Consider the following 15,586-nt stretch of genomic DNA (forward strand, 5'->3'; position numbering starts at 1 on the left):
AAAAAAGACGGGCACACAAACCTTTAATTCACTCATTTCTGGACTCTGGATATGGCCGAACCTCGTTTTATTCATCTGCGTGTACATAGCGACTATTCCATGGTGGATGGGCTTGCGAAGGTCGGTCCGCTGGTGAAATGCGCAGCGTCACTCGGCATGCCTGCTTTGGCGATTACCGATTTCACTAACTTGTGCGGACTGGTTAAATTTTACGGTGCGGCACATGGTGCGGGTATAAAACCGATTATCGGTGCAGACCTGAATGTTCAAAGCGAAATACTGGGTGATGAACTGGCACAGCTGACGGTTCTGGCGATGAATAATCAGGGCTACCAGAACCTGACCTTATTGATTTCCAGAGCGTATCAGCGCGGTTACGGCGCAGCCGGGCCGATCGTCGACCTCGAATGGCTGGCAGAACTGAATGAAGGTTTGATTCTGCTTTCCGGCGCGAGGATGGGTGATGTCGGTAAATTTCTGACCCGCGGAAATGACTTACAAGTCAGCCAGTGCCTGGATTTCTACCAGCAGTATTTCCCCGATCGTTATTATCTCGAATTGATCCGTACCGGCCGTGCAGAAGAAGAAAACTATCTGCATGCGGCTGTCGCACTGGCGACAGAGCGCGGTTTGCCGGTGGTGGCAACCAACGACGTGCGCTTTATGGTGCCGACTGACTTTGATGCCCATGAGATTCGTGTTGCGATCCACGATGGTTTCACGCTGGATGACCCTAAACGTCCGCGCAATTACACTTCGCAGCAATATATGCGCAGTGAAGATGAGATGTGCGAGCTGTTTGAGGATTTGCCTGAAGCGTTGCAAAACAGCGTGGAAATTGCCAAACGCTGTAACGTCACCATCCGTCTGGGCGAATATTTTCTGCCGCAGTTCCCGACCGGTGATATGACCACTGAAGATTTTCTGGTCGAAAAATCAAAAATCGGGCTGGAAGAGCGCCTTGAGTTTTTATTCCCGGATCCGGAAGTTCGTGCACAAAGACGCCCTGAATATGACGAGCGTCTGGACATTGAACTTAAAGTTATCAACCAGATGGGTTTTCCCGGTTACTTCCTGATCGTAATGGAGTTCATCCAGTGGTCGAAAGATAACAACGTACCTGTCGGGCCGGGACGTGGTTCCGGTGCAGGTTCTCTGGTGGCATATGCCCTGAAAATTACCGATCTGGATCCGCTCGAATTTGACTTGCTGTTCGAACGTTTCCTTAACCCTGAACGTGTTTCCATGCCCGACTTTGATGTCGACTTCTGTATGGAAAAACGCGACCGGGTTATCGATCACGTTTCAGAAATGTATGGCCGCGAAGCTGTTTCGCAGATCATTACTTTCGGAACGATGGCTGCCAAAGCGGTTATCCGCGATGTGGGCCGTGTTCTGGGGCATCCTTACGGCTTCGTTGACCGCATTTCCAAACTGGTGCCACCCGATCCGGGCATGACGCTTGAAAAAGCGTTTGCTGCAGAGCCACAGTTGCCCGAAATCTATGAGGCTGACGAAGAGGTTAAGTCTCTCATCGACATGGCGCGTCAGCTTGAAGGTGTCACCCGTAACGCCGGGAAACACGCCGGTGGCGTAGTGATTGCGCCCACCAAAATCACCGACTTTGCGCCACTTTATTGTGATGCGGAAGGTAACCATCCGGTCACGCAGTTTGATAAAAATGATGTGGAATATGCGGGTCTGGTGAAGTTCGACTTCCTTGGCCTGCGTACGCTGACCATCATCGACTGGGCGCTGGAGATGATCAACGCCCGCCGCGCGAAAGCCGGTGAGGCACCGCTGGATATTGCGGCCATCCCGCTGGATGACAAAAAAAGCTTCGACATGCTGCAACGCTCGGAAACCACGGCGGTATTCCAGCTTGAATCACGCGGCATGAAAGATTTGATCAAACGCCTCAAGCCTGACAGTTTCGAAGATATGATCGCTCTGGTGGCGCTGTTCCGCCCGGGCCCTTTACAGTCCGGCATGGTGGATAACTTTATTGACCGTAAACACGGTCGTGAAGAGATTTCTTACCCGGATATCCAGTGGCAGCATGAATCCCTGAAACCTGTGCTGGAGCCGACGTACGGCATCATCCTGTATCAGGAACAGGTTATGCAGATTGCGCAGGTTCTGGCAGGTTACTCGCTGGGTGGTGCAGACATGCTCCGCCGTGCGATGGGTAAGAAAAACCCGGTGGAGATGGCCAAGCAGCGCGGCGGTTTTGAAGAGGGGGCAAAATCTCGGGGTATCGACGGCGAACTGGCGATTAAAATCTTCGACCTGGTAGAGAAATTTGCCGGTTACGGTTTTAACAAATCTCACTCAGCAGCTTATGCTTTAGTGTCGTATCAGACGCTGTGGCTGAAAGCGCACTATCCGGCGGAGTTCATGGCGGCGGTAATGACGGCTGATATGGATAACACTGAAAAAGTGGTCGGGCTGGTGGATGAATGCTGGCGTATGGGGCTGAAAATCCTGCCGCCTGATATCAACAGCGGCCTGTATCATTTCCACGTGAACGATGAAGGCGAAATTGTTTACGGCATTGGCGCGATTAAAGGCGTGGGTGAAGGCCCGATTGAAGCCATTATTGAAGCGCGTAACGAAGGCGGCTATTTCAAAGAGCTGTTTGATTTGTGCGCGCGTGCTGACGTCAAAAAACTGAATAAACGCATTCTCGAAAAGCTGATCATGTCCGGGGCGTTTGACCGTCTGGGACCACACCGTGCCGCGTTGATGAGTTCCTTAAGCGACGCATTGAAAGCCGCTGATCAACATGCCAAAGCCGAGGCGATTGGTCAGGTTGATATGTTTGGTGTGCTGGCAGAAGCACCTGAGCAGGTTGAGAAATCTTACGCGAATGTGATGCCATGGCCGGAACAAACGGTTCTGGATGGCGAACGTGAGACGCTCGGCTTGTATCTGACCGGCCATCCGATCACGCAATATTTGAAAGAAATTGAACGTTATGGCGGCGGCCAGCGTTTGAAAGATATGCACCCGACGGAACGGGGCAAAATGACCGTCGCGGTCGGGCTTGTCCTTGCCGCACGTGTCATGGTCACCAAGCGGGGTAACCGCATTGGGATCTGTACCCTTGATGACCGTTCCGGTCGTCTGGAAGTCATGTTGTTCACTGAAGCATTGGAAAAATTCCAGCATTTATTGGAAAAAGACCGTATCCTTATCGCCACAGGACAGGTCAGCTTTGATGACTTCAGTGGCGGGCTTAAAATGATGGCCCGCGATATAATGGACATCAGTGAAGCACGGGAAAAATATGCTCGCGGTCTTGCTATCTCGCTGACTGACAGGCAAATTGATGACCAGCTTTTGAACCGTCTCCGCCAATCGTTGGAACCACATCGATCGGGGACGATACCAGTGCATCTGTATTACCAACGAGAAAACGCAAGAGCCCGGCTACGATTCGGGGCGTCATGGCGTGTTACGCCAACGGACAAACTGTTGCTGGATTTGCGAGGCCTGGTCGGTACTGAGCAGGTGGAACTGGAATTTGACTAAAATAGGAATGCTATGAGTCTGAATTTTCTTGATTTTGAACAGCCGATTGCGGAACTGGAAGCGAAAATTGACTCGCTGACTGCAGTCAGCCGTCAAGACGAAAAATTAGATATTAATCTGGACGAAGAAGTTGCACGCTTGCGCGAGAAAAGCGTTGAACTGACCCGTAAGATTTTCTCTGATCTGGGTGCCTGGCAGATTGCCCAACTGGCACGCCATCCTCGTCGCCCTTATACGCTCGATTACATCAAACATATCTTTACCGATTTTGATGAACTGGCGGGTGATCGTGCCTTCGCAGACGATAAAGCTATCGTTGGCGGTATTGCTCGTTTGGGTGAACGTGCTGTGATGATCATTGGTCATCAGAAAGGCCGTGAAACGAAAGAGAAAATTCGTCGTAACTTCGGCATGCCTGCACCAGAAGGGTATCGTAAAGCGTTGCGTCTGATGGAAATGGCTGAGCGTTTTAAACTGCCAATTATCACCTTCATCGACACCCCGGGCGCTTATCCGGGTGTGGGCGCGGAAGAACGTGGTCAGTCTGAAGCGATCGCCCGTAACCTGCGTGAAATGTCCCGCCTGAACGTTCCGGTTATCTGCACCGTTATCGGTGAAGGTGGCTCCGGTGGCGCACTGGCGATCGGTGTGGGTGACAAAGTTAATATGCTGCAATACAGCACCTATTCGGTGATCTCGCCGGAAGGTTGTGCGTCAATTCTGTGGAAGAGTGCGGATAAAGCCCCTCTGGCTGCGGAAGCGATGGGCATCATTGCACCGCGTCTGAAAGAGCTGAAACTGATCGACTCTGTGATCCCTGAGCCTTTGGGTGGCGCTCACCGTAACGTAGAAGCGATGGCTGCTTCTCTGCGTGCACAACTTGAAGCTGATCTGAGCGATCTGGATGTGTTGAGTACGGAAGAGCTGCGTAACCGTCGTTATCAGCGTCTGATGACTTACGGCTACTGCTGATCCTGAACGTGATTTTCGAAAGGCCACGCACTGCGTGGCCTTTTTTATTGGCCGTATTTATCTGTCAGTCTTTCCGGCATTCTTAAATTTCTCCCATTCACTTTAAACTCAACGGTAAAGGGTACCCAGCAGGCACTAACCGTGTTTCTATAAATACCTTAGAAAATAAACAACAGAAGGATTTGTCAGATGAATATTATCGCTATCATGCGCCCGGAAGGGGCTTACTACAAAGACGAGCCGATCCGTGAACTGGATAGCGCGCTGACGCTTCTCGGATTTCAGGTCATTTATCCGCGCGATCGCGCGGATCTGCTCAAACTCATCGAAAATAATGCCCGCATTTGCGGCGCTATTTTCGACTGGGATCAGCATAGCGAAGAGCTGTGTACAGCCATTAATGAGCTGAATGAATATCTGCCGCTTTACGCTTTCATCAATACGCATTCAACGCTTGATGTTGACGTTAATGAAATGCGCATGGTGCTCTACTTCTTTGAATATGCGCTGAGTGCGGCTGAAGATATTGCCAAACGCATCCGCCAGTATACCGACGAATACATCGATACCATTACGCCGCCGCTGACAAAAGCGTTGTTCACCTATGTAGAAGAAGGAAAATACACTTTTTGTACGCCGGGACATATGGCCGGTACGGCGTTTTTAAAGAGCCCGGTGGGGACATTGTTCTATGATTTTTTCGGCGCCAAAACGCTGAAAGCCGATGTGTCGATTTCGGTGACCGAACTGGGTTCCCTGCTTGATCACACGGGTCCGCATCTCGAGGCGGAGGAATATATCGCCCGCACTTTCGGTGCCGAGCAAAGCTATATCGTCACTAATGGCACCTCGACTGCCAATAAAATTGTCGGAATGTATGCTGCACCGGCGGGGAGTACGGTACTGATTGACCGCAACTGTCATAAATCACTCGCCCATCTGATGATGATGACTAATATCGTGCCGGTCTATTTGCGACCCAATCGCAACGCGTATGGCATTCTTGGCGGAATACCTAAGCGTGAATTCACCCGAGAAAGCATCGAAGAGAAGATTGCACAGACTGAGAATGCCACCTGGCCAGTGCACGCAGTGATCACTAACTCTACTTACGACGGCTTGCTGTACAACACGGATTACATCAAAAGCACACTTGATGTTCCGTCGATTCATTTTGATTCTGCATGGGTGCCATACACGAATTTTCATCCAATTTATGATGGTAAAAGCGGAATGAGCGGCGAGCGCATTCCGGGAAAAGTCATTTACGAAACGCAATCAACACACAAACTACTGGCAGCTTTCTCGCAGGCGTCGATGATTCACATTAAGGGTGATTACAATGAAAGTACCTTTAATGAAGCTTATATGATGCACACCACCACATCGCCAAATTACGGCATTGTGGCTTCTGCAGAAACTGCCGCAGCGATGTTGCGCGGTAATCCCGGGCGGCGTCTCATTAACCGCTCGGTTGAACGCGCGCTGCATTTCCGTAAGGAGATACAGCGGTTGCGGGAAGAAACCGAGGGCTGGTTCTTTGATATCTGGCAGCCTGAACATATTGATGAAGCCGAGTGCTGGCCGCTGAATCCCGATCAAAACTGGCATGGTTTTGCGCATGCCGATGCCGATCATATGTATCTGGATCCGATCAAAGTGACGATCCTGACACCCGGAATGGATGAAACGGGAAAGCTGGAAGAAGAGGGGATCCCGGCCGCGCTAGTAGCGAAATTCCTGGATGAGCGCGGCGTGGTAGTGGAAAAAACCGGTCCGTATAACCTGCTTTTCCTGTTCAGTATCGGCATTGATAAAACCAAATCCATGAGTCTGATGCGCGGCCTGACTGATTTTAAGCGCAGTTATGATCTCAACCTGCGCATTAAAAATATGCTGCCGGATTTATATGCGGAAGATCCTGATTTCTACCGCAATATGCGGATTCAGGATCTGGCGCAAGGGATCCATAAGCTGATTGTTCGCCACGATCTGCCGCGCTTAATGCTGGAGGCATTTGATGTGCTGCCGGAAATGAAAATGACGCCGTATGAAATGTTCCAGCATCAGGTTCGTGGCCATGTTGATGAATGTGACATTGATGAACTGGTCGGCAAAGTATCAGCCAACATGATCCTGCCTTATCCGCCCGGTGTACCCGTGGTGATGCCGGGCGAGATGATCACGGAAGAAAGCCGCGCTGTGCTCGATTTCCTGATTATGCTCTGCTCAATAGGCGAGCGTTACCCCGGCTTTGAGACGGATATTCATGGAACGCGGCTCACAGAAGACGGGCGATATCTGGTGAAGGTCTTAAAACTTCCGGAAGCGAGCTAGCAAACTGCCCTCTTTAAGAGGGCTTTTTATTGACGTCTTTGGCCGCCCTGAGTAACGTGCAGGTCAGAAATTAACAGGACATGACTATGCTTAATCTTCGCCAGATCCACCACATCGCCATCATCGGTTCTGATTATCAGGCCAGCAAACACTTCTACTGTGACATTCTCGGGTTCAGGCTACTGGGGGAGTTTTACCGTGAGGAACGCGATTCCTGGAAAGCTGACCTGGCGCTTAATGATCATTACACCATTGAATTATTCAGCTTTCCGCAACCGCCAGCCCGGCCAAGTCGTCCTGAGGCGTGCGGATTACGCCATCTTGCGTTCAGTGTTGAAGATATCGGGCAATCCATTTCCGCGCTCACTGAAGCCGGTGTTGTCTGCGAACCGGTAAGAACCGATCCGTACACGGGCAAAAAATTCACCTTCTTTAACGATCCTGACGGCTTACCGCTGGAATTGTACGAATCCTGATAATCCTATGAACTCAAAACCGGCGGCGACATTTCTTTCAGAACACCTGCGCAATAAAATCGGTGATGCACGAAAACTTTGCGTGGCGTTCAGCGGCGGCCTGGATTCTTCGGTCCTGCTGGCCGGGCTGGCAAAGTTACGCGACGACGCGTTGCCGGGCATCGAACTGCGTGCGTTGCATATTCATCATGGATTGAGCCGGTTTGCTGATGACTGGGTCGCCCACTGCCAGATGTTTTGTCAGCAGCGAGATATTCCTTTCTCCGTGGTTAAAGTGCAGGTCAATTCGCAGGAAGGCGGAATCGAAGCGGCGGCACGAACGGCACGTTATCAGGCATTTGCTGAAAGTCTGACTGCCGGTGAAGTGTTACTGACCGCACAACATCTGAATGACCAATGCGAAACTTTTATGCTGGCGCTTAAACGTGGAAGCGGGCCTGCCGGTCTCTCGGCGATGAGCGCAGACAGTTCGGTTCAGGGGTACCGGTTACTGCGACCTCTGCTTGATCTCAGCCGTGAACAGCTCGAAGAATGCGCCATTCAATATCAGTTGCGCTGGATCGAAGACGACAGCAACCGGGATGCGCGTTTTGATCGTAACTTTCTGCGACTGGATATTTTACCTGCGCTTTACGACCGATGGCCGCATTTTGCTCAGGCCACGGCTCGCAGCGCATTACTTTGTGCAGAGCAGGAAGCATTGCTGGATGAGTTACTCAGTGAGTCCCTGGAAGTCTTAACTGACGGTCAGGGCAGTTTATCTGTCGACGGGTTAAGCAATGTCTCAGCGGTGAGACGTTCTGCGTTATTACGTCGCTGGCTGGCATCGCATGGTGTGAGAATGCCTTCGCGTGAACAGTTGCAGAGAATATGGGATGAGGTTGCGTTAAGCCGTGAAGATGCGCAGGCGCAATTAGTTCTGGGAAAATGGGTTGTCCGGCGTTTCCGTCAGCGTTTGTATGCATTGTCAGAACGCAGACCGCTTAAAGATCAGATCCTCTGCTGGGATCCGGCTGAAAAATTAGCGCTGCCTGACGGACTGGGTTGTCTGATTGCCGATCATGTTCTCACCGGGCAGGCGGCTGACTGTCTGATCCGCCAGCCACGTGCTGATGAAAAGATCACTGTACGTTTCCATGCGAAGGGATATATCGAAAAGGTTGGGCGGGATCGGGCGCGTCAGGCCAAAAAATTGTGGTCCGAGTTAGGTGTGCCGCCATGGGAGCGGGATCGTATTCCGTTGATTTATTACAATGATCAATTGATGGCTGCACCGGGCTGGTTTATTACCCGCCAGTCCCAGGCTGAAAATAATGAAGCGCAATGGCGGATCATCTGGTCGGCTGCGCAATGAACAAAAAGAACGGCTTATTTGGGGCGGACGTTATTTGCCGGGGAGTTGTGATGCAAGTCGTGGGAAGAACGGTGTCAGGAATAGCGGCCTTGATGTTGCTCAGTTTACCTGCTCTGGCGGGTGGAAATGTGGCTGACGGGCAGTCTAAATCAGCCAGTTGCATGGCATGTCACGGAGCAACGGGTAAAGCCGTTAATTCGATTTACCCTAATCTGGCAGGGCAAAATGAAGATTATCTGGCGCTTTCGTTGCAGGCTTATAAGAAAGGTGAGAGAAGTGGCGGCCAGGCGGGTGTGATGCAGGCTTTCAGTTCGTCATTATCTGATCAGGATATCAATGATTTGTCGGCCTATTACGCCAGTCTGACACCGCTGCAAAAATAAGCTTATCGCAAAATGCAAACGGGCAATCCTGAGATTGCCCGTTAGGTAAACTGACGGCGGTTATCGCTATTCAGCGCTGACGACAACGGTGCCAATTTCCGGATGGCTAAAGCTTTCAATGTGATCCAGACGCAGATCCCGTTGTTCGCCGTTCGCCTCAACCACCAGATATTCCACTTTTTTACGCATTAACAGATCGTTGGCTTTTGCCTCAACGATTTCTCCGCTACGCATCTTCAGCGTCAAAACCAGGTGATGCTGGCAGGCGAGCTCAAGATTATCGTAGTCATCACAATTGATGGGTTGGTACTCATCATTCATCGACATAATCGCTCACCAATAAGTTAGCGGCGGCGTAGGCCGCCTGGTCCCTAACGGAAGACGGAAGTTCAGCATTTGCTGCGACTTCGTCCAATGCTTTCAATACACAGCCCAACGCATCGGGCACATATCCGAGATCACCGCTGGCGATTTCAGAATATTTACGGCGTACCAACTCACAGTATTGTTGCATAAGTTCTCCCTAAAAAGCGTATCCCTCTGAGGAAAGCGCAGAAAGATAAGCTCTCAGTATTTAACGACTATAGCACAGGAGAGTGTGAGTTATTAGCAGCCCTGTAAAGGTAAATCGTTTGCGTAAAGCCATTATTGAGGATGACCATCGGGGGAAAACTGGTCGCGGCAGGATGCTTTCAAGTACACTGTGCGTCTATTATCAAGAGGTTTACCATGGCGTTAAAAGCAACCATTTATAAAGCAGCGGTCAACATCGCTGATATGGATCGTAATTTCTTTCATGATGCCAGTCTGACTCTGGCACAGCATCCTTCCGAAACAGAACAACGCATGATGCTGCGGCTGCTGGCATGGATTTACCATGCTGACGAACGACTGACTTTTACCCGGGGATTGAGTGCAGAGGACGAGCCAGAAATCTGGCGTAAGAATGATCACAACGGCATTGAGCTGTGGGTCGAATTAGGATTACCGGATGAGAAGCGTCTGAAAAAAGCCTGTAACCAATCTCGGGAGGTCGTGCTTTACGCGTATGGTGAGCGTGCTGCGAAAGTCTGGTGGTCGCAAATCGAGGGAAAAGTCAGAGGCTTTGAGAACCTTCGTATCCGTTATTTAGAAGATGAGTTACTGAATCAACTGACCGCTTTTGGCAGCCGTACCATGAACTTACAGGCGACATTGCAGGACGGAACTATTTGGCTTTCTGATGCTCAGAGTAATTTGGAAATCCATTTTTCTGAATGGAAAGAGTCTGTCATAAAAGAAGCCAGGTAATCAGCGTGCTAATCCTTTCCGGAAAACTGGAAATACCTGACAGCGAAATCGAATTAACGGCGATCCGCGCTCAGGGTAACGGCGGTCAGAACGTCAATAAAACATCAACGGCTATCCATTTACGTTTTGATATTAAAGCTTCAAGTTTGCCAGAATATTATAAAGAACGGTTACTGGCGTTTAACCATCATTCTGTGACCGCTGACGGCTGGGTCATTATCAAGGCTCAGGAATACCGGAGTCAGGAGATGAATCGTGAAGCGGCTCTTGCCCGGTTGAGCTCATTGATTTCACAGGCGATGGTCATTGAAAAACCGCGCCGGGCAACAAAACCGACCCGGGGCTCGAAAATTCGTCGGGTAGAAAGTAAGGTTCGCAAAGGTGCGGCAAAAGCATTACGGGGCAAAATACGTTAGCCCTAACTTCGTGCTGCAGGACAATTTTTATCGCAGCACTGTAGAAAAGCAGTAGGGGAGAAACTGTGAAAAAAATCATCATTAGTGCAGTGCTGGCGTTCGGGGCTCTGTCACTGTTCGGCTGTCATACCGCCGCTTTTAATCACGAAAAACCTTTGCAAGCCATGCAGCAAAGTTACAGTGGCGTATTGCCGTGCGCAGATTGCAGTGGTCTGAAGACGTCATTATTCCTGGAGCAGGATGGTACTTACATTCTTCAGGAACAATATCAGGGCAGCAAAGAGGGCGATCAGGTGTTTGCCAGCTACGGACGCTGGGCACGTACTGCAGATAAACTGGTGCTGACGGACAGTCAGGGAGAGAAACGTTATTTCCATCCGAAAGATGAAAATCTGGAAATGCTGGATCAGAGCGGCGAGCCGATTGTGTCCACATTCAACTATACGTTGAAGCCGGTGCAGCAGAATTTGCCGAAAACGCCAATGGCACTGACCGGAATGATGCAGTACAGCGCCGATGCAGCCTCCTTTAAAGATTGTGCAACAGGCAACGTATTTCCGATGTCGGCAAATAAATCGCTGGAAGAAGGTTATCTTGCCGTACGTAAGACTCCTAATCAGTTGGTCTTTCTTTCTATGGACGGGCATTTCATGACAGAGCCGTCAATGGAAGAAGGGCTGGTGCAAAAGGCTGTGGTAGCAGATAAAAACGTACAGTTTGATGCAACGAAGACCTGTCCGTAAGAGCGATTAGTCTCACGCTGAATAGCACAAATAAAAATGCCCGCATAGTGCGGGCATTTTTATGAACGAATGAACGTCAGCGGATCTTAACGCGGGATCTGGCTCAGCAGATATTCCACGATATCGCCTTGTTTGATCATCTGTTTTTCACCAGTGCGACGGTTTTTGTATTCCAGCTCTTCGGCATCCAGATTACGATCACCAATTACCACCTGATGCGGCACACCGATCAATTCCATATCCGCGAACATGACGCCCGGGCGTTCCTTACGATCGTCGAGGATCACATCAATACCCTGTGAACGCAGCTCTTTATACAGCGCTTCTGCCGCATCTTTCACACGGAAAGATTTGTGCATGTTCATTGGCAGGATAGCAACCTGGAACGGCGCGATAGCATCCGGCCAGATAATACCGCGGTCATCGTGGTTTTGTTCAATCGCCGCAGCGACCACACGAGTCACACCGATACCGTAACAACCCATGGTCATCAACTGGTTACGGCCATCTTCGCCCTGAACGGTCGCATTCATCGCTTCGGAGTATTTGGTCCCCAGCTGGAAGATATGACCGACTTCAATACCGCGTTTAATCACCAGCGTACCCTGACCATCCGGGCTTGGGTCGCCTGCGACCACGTTACGGATATCGGCAACTTCTGGCAGCGTAGCATCGCGATCCCAGTTAATACCGAAATAATGTTTACCGTCGATGTTTGCGCCTGCACTGAAATCGCTCATTGCTGCAACGGTACGATCTGCAACGATTGGCATTGGCAGATTAACCGGACCGAGTGAACCCGGGCCAGCCGCGACGATTTCACGAATCTCAGCCTCTGTTGCAAAGGTCAGCGGTGACGCCACTTGCGGCAGTTTTTCGGCTTTGATTTCGTTCAGCTCATGATCACCACGAATCAGCAGAGCAACCAGTTTATGGCCGCTTTCCTCTGTTGCATGAACCATCAGGGTTTTCACCGTTTTCTCAACGGGCACCTGGAACTGTTCAGTCAGTTCGGCGATCGTTTTTGCGTTCGGCGTTTCAACAATCCGCATTTCTTCTGTTGCTGCCGCACGTGGGGTTACGGGTGCCAGCGCTTCTGCGAATTCGATGTTAGCGGCAAAATCAGAAGAATCAGAGAATACGACATCATCTTCACCGCTTTGTGCCAGCACCTGGAATTCGTGAGAGGCGCTGCCGCCGATAGAACCGGTATCCGCCAGCACAGCACGGAAATCCAGACCCATACGGTTGAAAATCTGACTGTAGGCCGCGTACATCGCGTCATAAGTTTCCTGCAAAGATTCCTGCGTCGTATGGAACGAATAGGCATCTTTCATCAGGAATTCACGGGAGCGCATTACACCAAAACGCGGGCGCACTTCGTCACGGAATTTAGTCTGAATCTGGAAGAAGTTCAGTGGCAGCTGTTTGTAAGAGCTGATTTCATTACGGATCAGGTCAGTGATCACTTCTTCATGGGTTGGACCCAGTACGAACGGGCGCTCGCCACGATCAACGAAACGCAACAATTCCGGACCATATTGCTCCCAACGTCCGCTCTCCTGCCACAAATCGGCGGGCTGGACTACCGGCATCGACACTTCAATGGCATTCGCATTGTTCATTTCTTCGCGTACGATGTTTTCAACTTTTTTGAGAACACGTAAGCCGGTCGGCAGCCAGGTATACAGGCCTGAGGCCAGTTTGCGGATCATCCCCGCGCGCAGCATCAGCTGGTGGCTGATAACTTCCGCGTCGGCTGGCGTCTCTTTCAGTGTAGAGAGCAGATATTGAGTAGTACGCATGATGTGTTGGTTCCGTTAGCACTGCAAATTGCAATCGGGCTGCCATGGGCAGCCAAAACGTGAAAAGTGGCTTAGTTTACCAGCGAGTTGCTATTGTCAAAAGAGACGCAGAGGAAATTTAGTCGTTGTCGAGAGACAATACCTGATTCACAGAGCCAGTAACCCGCCAGCGGATATTAAACTCCAGCAAACGAACGGCATAATCGCGCTCAGCGGCTTCACCTTTGCGATAAGCCGGACGGGGATCCTGCCCTAAAACCTGTGTGATAAAACGGCGCAGATGTGGATATTGTCGCGTATGTTGGGCGAGTTGCTGTTCGGCCAGAGGTAAAAATTCGACCGGCATATCAGCATCGGGTGCATGCTGAGCAAAACCGGCGCGTGCATCAGGATGGCTTTCTGCAAAGGGAAGATAGGGCTTAATGTCTATGACAGGGGTGCCGTCTACTAAATCCAGACTGCCAAGCTGCAGAATGACATTCTGGCCCTGACAACGGATCCCTTTCAGTTCAACCAGAGACATCCCGAGCGGATTAGGCCGAAAGGTTGAACGGGTGGCGAATACACCGGTACGAACATTCCCGCCCAAACGTGGCGGGCGAACCGTCGGACGCCAGCCGCCTTCCATCGTCTGATGAAAAATAAACATCACCCATAAATGGCTGAACTCTTCCAGCCCGCGAACGGCCTCGGGCTGGTTATAAGGTGCATGCAGATGTAATTCGCCGCCACCATCCTGTATCAGGCCGGGCTGGCGCGGTACCGCAAACTTCTCTTTATAGGGCGAGTAAATTGTCCCTATTTGCTCAAAAGAAAATGAGGTCATTTAAACGTGACATTCAGAGCCGAACCCTGACAAATTGCCTGCTGGAAGCAGCCTGGCACGCCGCTGATGATCTGGCACTGATGTAACAACACAGCATTGGCTTTCATATAGGATGCACGGGTCAGCATTCTCTTACGCGCGGTTGCCAGACTTGGCGGCGTATCGTTTTGAGCGCTCTGGCAAGATTCGCCGGAGACTTCACCCAGATCACGGAACGGCGTTCCGACTAAAGCTTCTGCATCTTTATACAGTTTTACAGGAGCAGGGCGCACTGGTGCCGGCTTTGGTTTGACTGGTTTTGGTTCTTCTTTAACAACAGGCGCAGGGGGTGTTGGCTGTGTGTGTTGAGTCAGGGAACAACCCGCCAGCAAAAGTGCCGACAAACAGAGAGGTAAAGCACGCATGGTATATCCTCTGCTTTTTAATATGTTTACAGGAATGAAAATGTGGCGTTATTGAACCAAGGTATTGAGGAAATAACAAGGCGGGCAACTGCCCGCCTTGTTATTTATTTATGAAAATATGTATTTGCGAATCGACTATCTTAGAAACGAATACTCAGGAGCAATGCAACGTTCCTGATTTCGGGCAATTACCAACCTTTCACTGCGCCGCCGTTGAAGATTTTATTCGCTGCAGCATTCACTTCATCAGACTGGTAAGCCTGAACGAATTTCTTAACATTTTCAGCGTCTTTGTTATCTTCACGTGAAACGATGAGGTTCACGTACGGAGATTCTTTATCTTCTACAAAGATACCGTCTTTTTCCGGCGTCAGGTTGATCTGGCTGGCGTAAGTGGTGTTGATTACTGCCAGTGCGATTTTCGCATCATCCAGTGAACGCGGCAGTTGCGGTGCTTCCAGCTCAACCAGTTTCAGATTTTTAGGATTCTCAGTCACATCCAGAACGGTCGGCAGCAGGCCAACACCGTCTTTCAGTTTGATCAGACCTTGTTTTTGCAGCAACAGCAAAGAACGGCCGAGGTTAGTCGGGTCGTTTGGCAACGCAACCTGATCGCCATCTTTCAGTTCATCAATCGATTTGATTTTCTTAGAGTAACCGGCGATTGGGTAAACGAACGTGTTACCGACCGGCACCAGTTTGTAGCCACGATCTTTAATCTGCTGATCAAGATAAGGTTTGTGCTGGAAAGCGTTTACATCAATGTCGCCTTTGCTCAGTGCTTCGTTAGGTAAAACGTAATCATTGAATGTCACCAGCTCAACATCAAGACCGTATTTTTCTTTCGCCACTTTCTGTGCAACTTCAGCGACCTGCTGTTCAGAACCGACGATCACACCCACTTTGATGTGGTTTGGATCTTGTTCTTTTGGCCCGCAGCCCACTAAAGCCAGCGATCCCAGAAGCGCGCCGACAACAGCAATGGATTTGAATTTGTTAGACATGTCCTTTCCTTTCCTCAATAAGCGGATAAAAATTATTCACAG

General features: G+C 50.4%; 15 protein-coding genes. 9 read left to right on the plus strand and 6 right to left on the minus strand.

What is annotated here, in order from left to right; all coding sequences use genetic code 11:
- Nucleotides 1–51: 51 nt before the first annotated feature.
- From dnaE to RAHAQ2_RS04540, 6 genes are all read left to right on the plus strand, one after another.
- On the plus strand, nt 52–3,534 hold the full coding sequence (gene dnaE, locus RAHAQ2_RS04515; RefSeq protein ID WP_015696102.1) for a DNA polymerase III subunit alpha: 3,483 nt from the start codon (nt 52–54) through the stop codon (nt 3,532–3,534).
- A gap of 12 nt (nt 3,535–3,546) precedes the next feature.
- Nucleotides 3,547–4,506: an acetyl-CoA carboxylase carboxyl transferase subunit alpha gene (accA, locus tag RAHAQ2_RS04520; protein WP_013574209.1), complete on the plus strand. Its 960-nt coding sequence runs from the start codon at nt 3,547–3,549 to the stop codon at nt 4,504–4,506.
- 189 nt (nt 4,507–4,695) lie between these two features.
- Complete coding sequence (locus tag RAHAQ2_RS04525) at nt 4,696–6,843, plus strand: lysine decarboxylase LdcC (protein WP_015696103.1); 2,148 nt, start codon at nt 4,696–4,698, stop codon at nt 6,841–6,843.
- Nucleotides 6,844–6,929: 86 nt separating this feature from the next.
- Complete coding sequence (locus RAHAQ2_RS04530) at nt 6,930–7,319, plus strand: VOC family protein (RefSeq protein WP_015696104.1); 390 nt, start codon at nt 6,930–6,932, stop codon at nt 7,317–7,319.
- A gap of 7 nt (nt 7,320–7,326) precedes the next feature.
- Entirely contained in the window at nt 7,327–8,673 is a 1,347-nt protein-coding gene (gene tilS / locus RAHAQ2_RS04535) for a tRNA lysidine(34) synthetase TilS (RefSeq protein WP_015696105.1), read from the plus strand.
- Between the two features lie 50 nt (nt 8,674–8,723).
- On the plus strand, nt 8,724–9,056 hold the full coding sequence (locus RAHAQ2_RS04540; RefSeq protein ID WP_015696106.1) for a c-type cytochrome: 333 nt from the start codon (nt 8,724–8,726) through the stop codon (nt 9,054–9,056).
- A gap of 66 nt (nt 9,057–9,122) precedes the next feature.
- Here the strand turns inward: RAHAQ2_RS04540 and rof are convergent, their stop codons facing one another.
- Together rof and RAHAQ2_RS04550 are read right to left on the minus strand one after the other, a co-directional pair.
- The gene (rof, locus tag RAHAQ2_RS04545; protein ID WP_015696107.1) at nt 9,123–9,383 is read right to left on the minus strand and encodes a Rho-binding antiterminator; all 261 of its coding nucleotides are present in this window, start codon (nt 9,381–9,383) and stop codon (nt 9,123–9,125) included.
- Nucleotides 9,370–9,570, minus strand: coding sequence for a YaeP family protein (locus RAHAQ2_RS04550; RefSeq protein ID WP_015696108.1), 201 nt, complete (start codon nt 9,568–9,570; stop codon nt 9,370–9,372). The genes rof and RAHAQ2_RS04550 overlap by 14 nt, the downstream gene beginning before the upstream one ends.
- 215 nt (nt 9,571–9,785) lie before the next feature.
- On the opposite strand from RAHAQ2_RS04550, the gene RAHAQ2_RS04555 reads away from it, so the two are divergent.
- The 3 genes from RAHAQ2_RS04555 to nlpE all read left to right on the plus strand — a co-directional run bounded on the left by RAHAQ2_RS04555 (nt 9,786) and on the right by nlpE (nt 11,505).
- Nucleotides 9,786–10,346: a YaeQ family protein gene (locus tag RAHAQ2_RS04555; protein ID WP_013574216.1), complete on the plus strand. Its 561-nt coding sequence runs from the start codon at nt 9,786–9,788 to the stop codon at nt 10,344–10,346.
- On the plus strand, nt 10,313–10,762 hold the full coding sequence (gene arfB, locus RAHAQ2_RS04560) for an alternative ribosome rescue aminoacyl-tRNA hydrolase ArfB (protein ID WP_420802788.1): 450 nt from the start codon (nt 10,313–10,315) through the stop codon (nt 10,760–10,762). Before RAHAQ2_RS04555 ends, arfB begins: the two co-directional genes overlap by 34 nt.
- Before the next feature lie 65 nt (nt 10,763–10,827).
- Nucleotides 10,828–11,505, plus strand: a complete 678-nt coding sequence (gene nlpE, locus RAHAQ2_RS04565) for an envelope stress response activation lipoprotein NlpE (RefSeq protein WP_015696110.1) — start codon at nt 10,828–10,830, stop codon at nt 11,503–11,505.
- Nucleotides 11,506–11,591: 86 nt separating this feature from the next.
- On the opposite strand, the gene proS is transcribed toward nlpE, so the two are convergent.
- From proS to RAHAQ2_RS04585, 4 genes are all read right to left on the minus strand, one after another.
- On the minus strand, nt 11,592–13,310 hold the full coding sequence (gene proS, locus RAHAQ2_RS04570) for a proline--tRNA ligase (RefSeq protein ID WP_015696111.1): 1,719 nt from the start codon (nt 13,308–13,310) through the stop codon (nt 11,592–11,594).
- Nucleotides 13,311–13,428: 118 nt separating this feature from the next.
- Entirely contained in the window at nt 13,429–14,136 is a 708-nt protein-coding gene (tsaA, locus tag RAHAQ2_RS04575) for a tRNA (N6-threonylcarbamoyladenosine(37)-N6)-methyltransferase TrmO (protein ID WP_015696112.1), read from the minus strand.
- The gene (gene rcsF / locus RAHAQ2_RS04580) at nt 14,133–14,540 is read right to left on the minus strand and encodes an Rcs stress response system protein RcsF (protein ID WP_015696113.1); all 408 of its coding nucleotides are present in this window, start codon (nt 14,538–14,540) and stop codon (nt 14,133–14,135) included. The genes tsaA and rcsF overlap by 4 nt, the downstream gene beginning before the upstream one ends.
- A 188-nt stretch (nt 14,541–14,728) precedes the next feature.
- Nucleotides 14,729–15,544 carry a MetQ/NlpA family lipoprotein gene (locus RAHAQ2_RS04585; protein ID WP_015696114.1) on the minus strand — a complete coding sequence of 272 codons (816 nt, stop codon included), beginning with the start codon at nt 15,542–15,544 and terminating at the stop codon, nt 14,729–14,731.
- Nucleotides 15,545–15,586: the final 42 nt, after the last annotated feature.

The sequence above is a fragment of the Rahnella aquatilis CIP 78.65 = ATCC 33071 genome (assembly GCF_000241955.1).
Lineage (GTDB): Bacteria > Pseudomonadota > Gammaproteobacteria > Enterobacterales > Enterobacteriaceae > Rahnella > Rahnella aquatilis.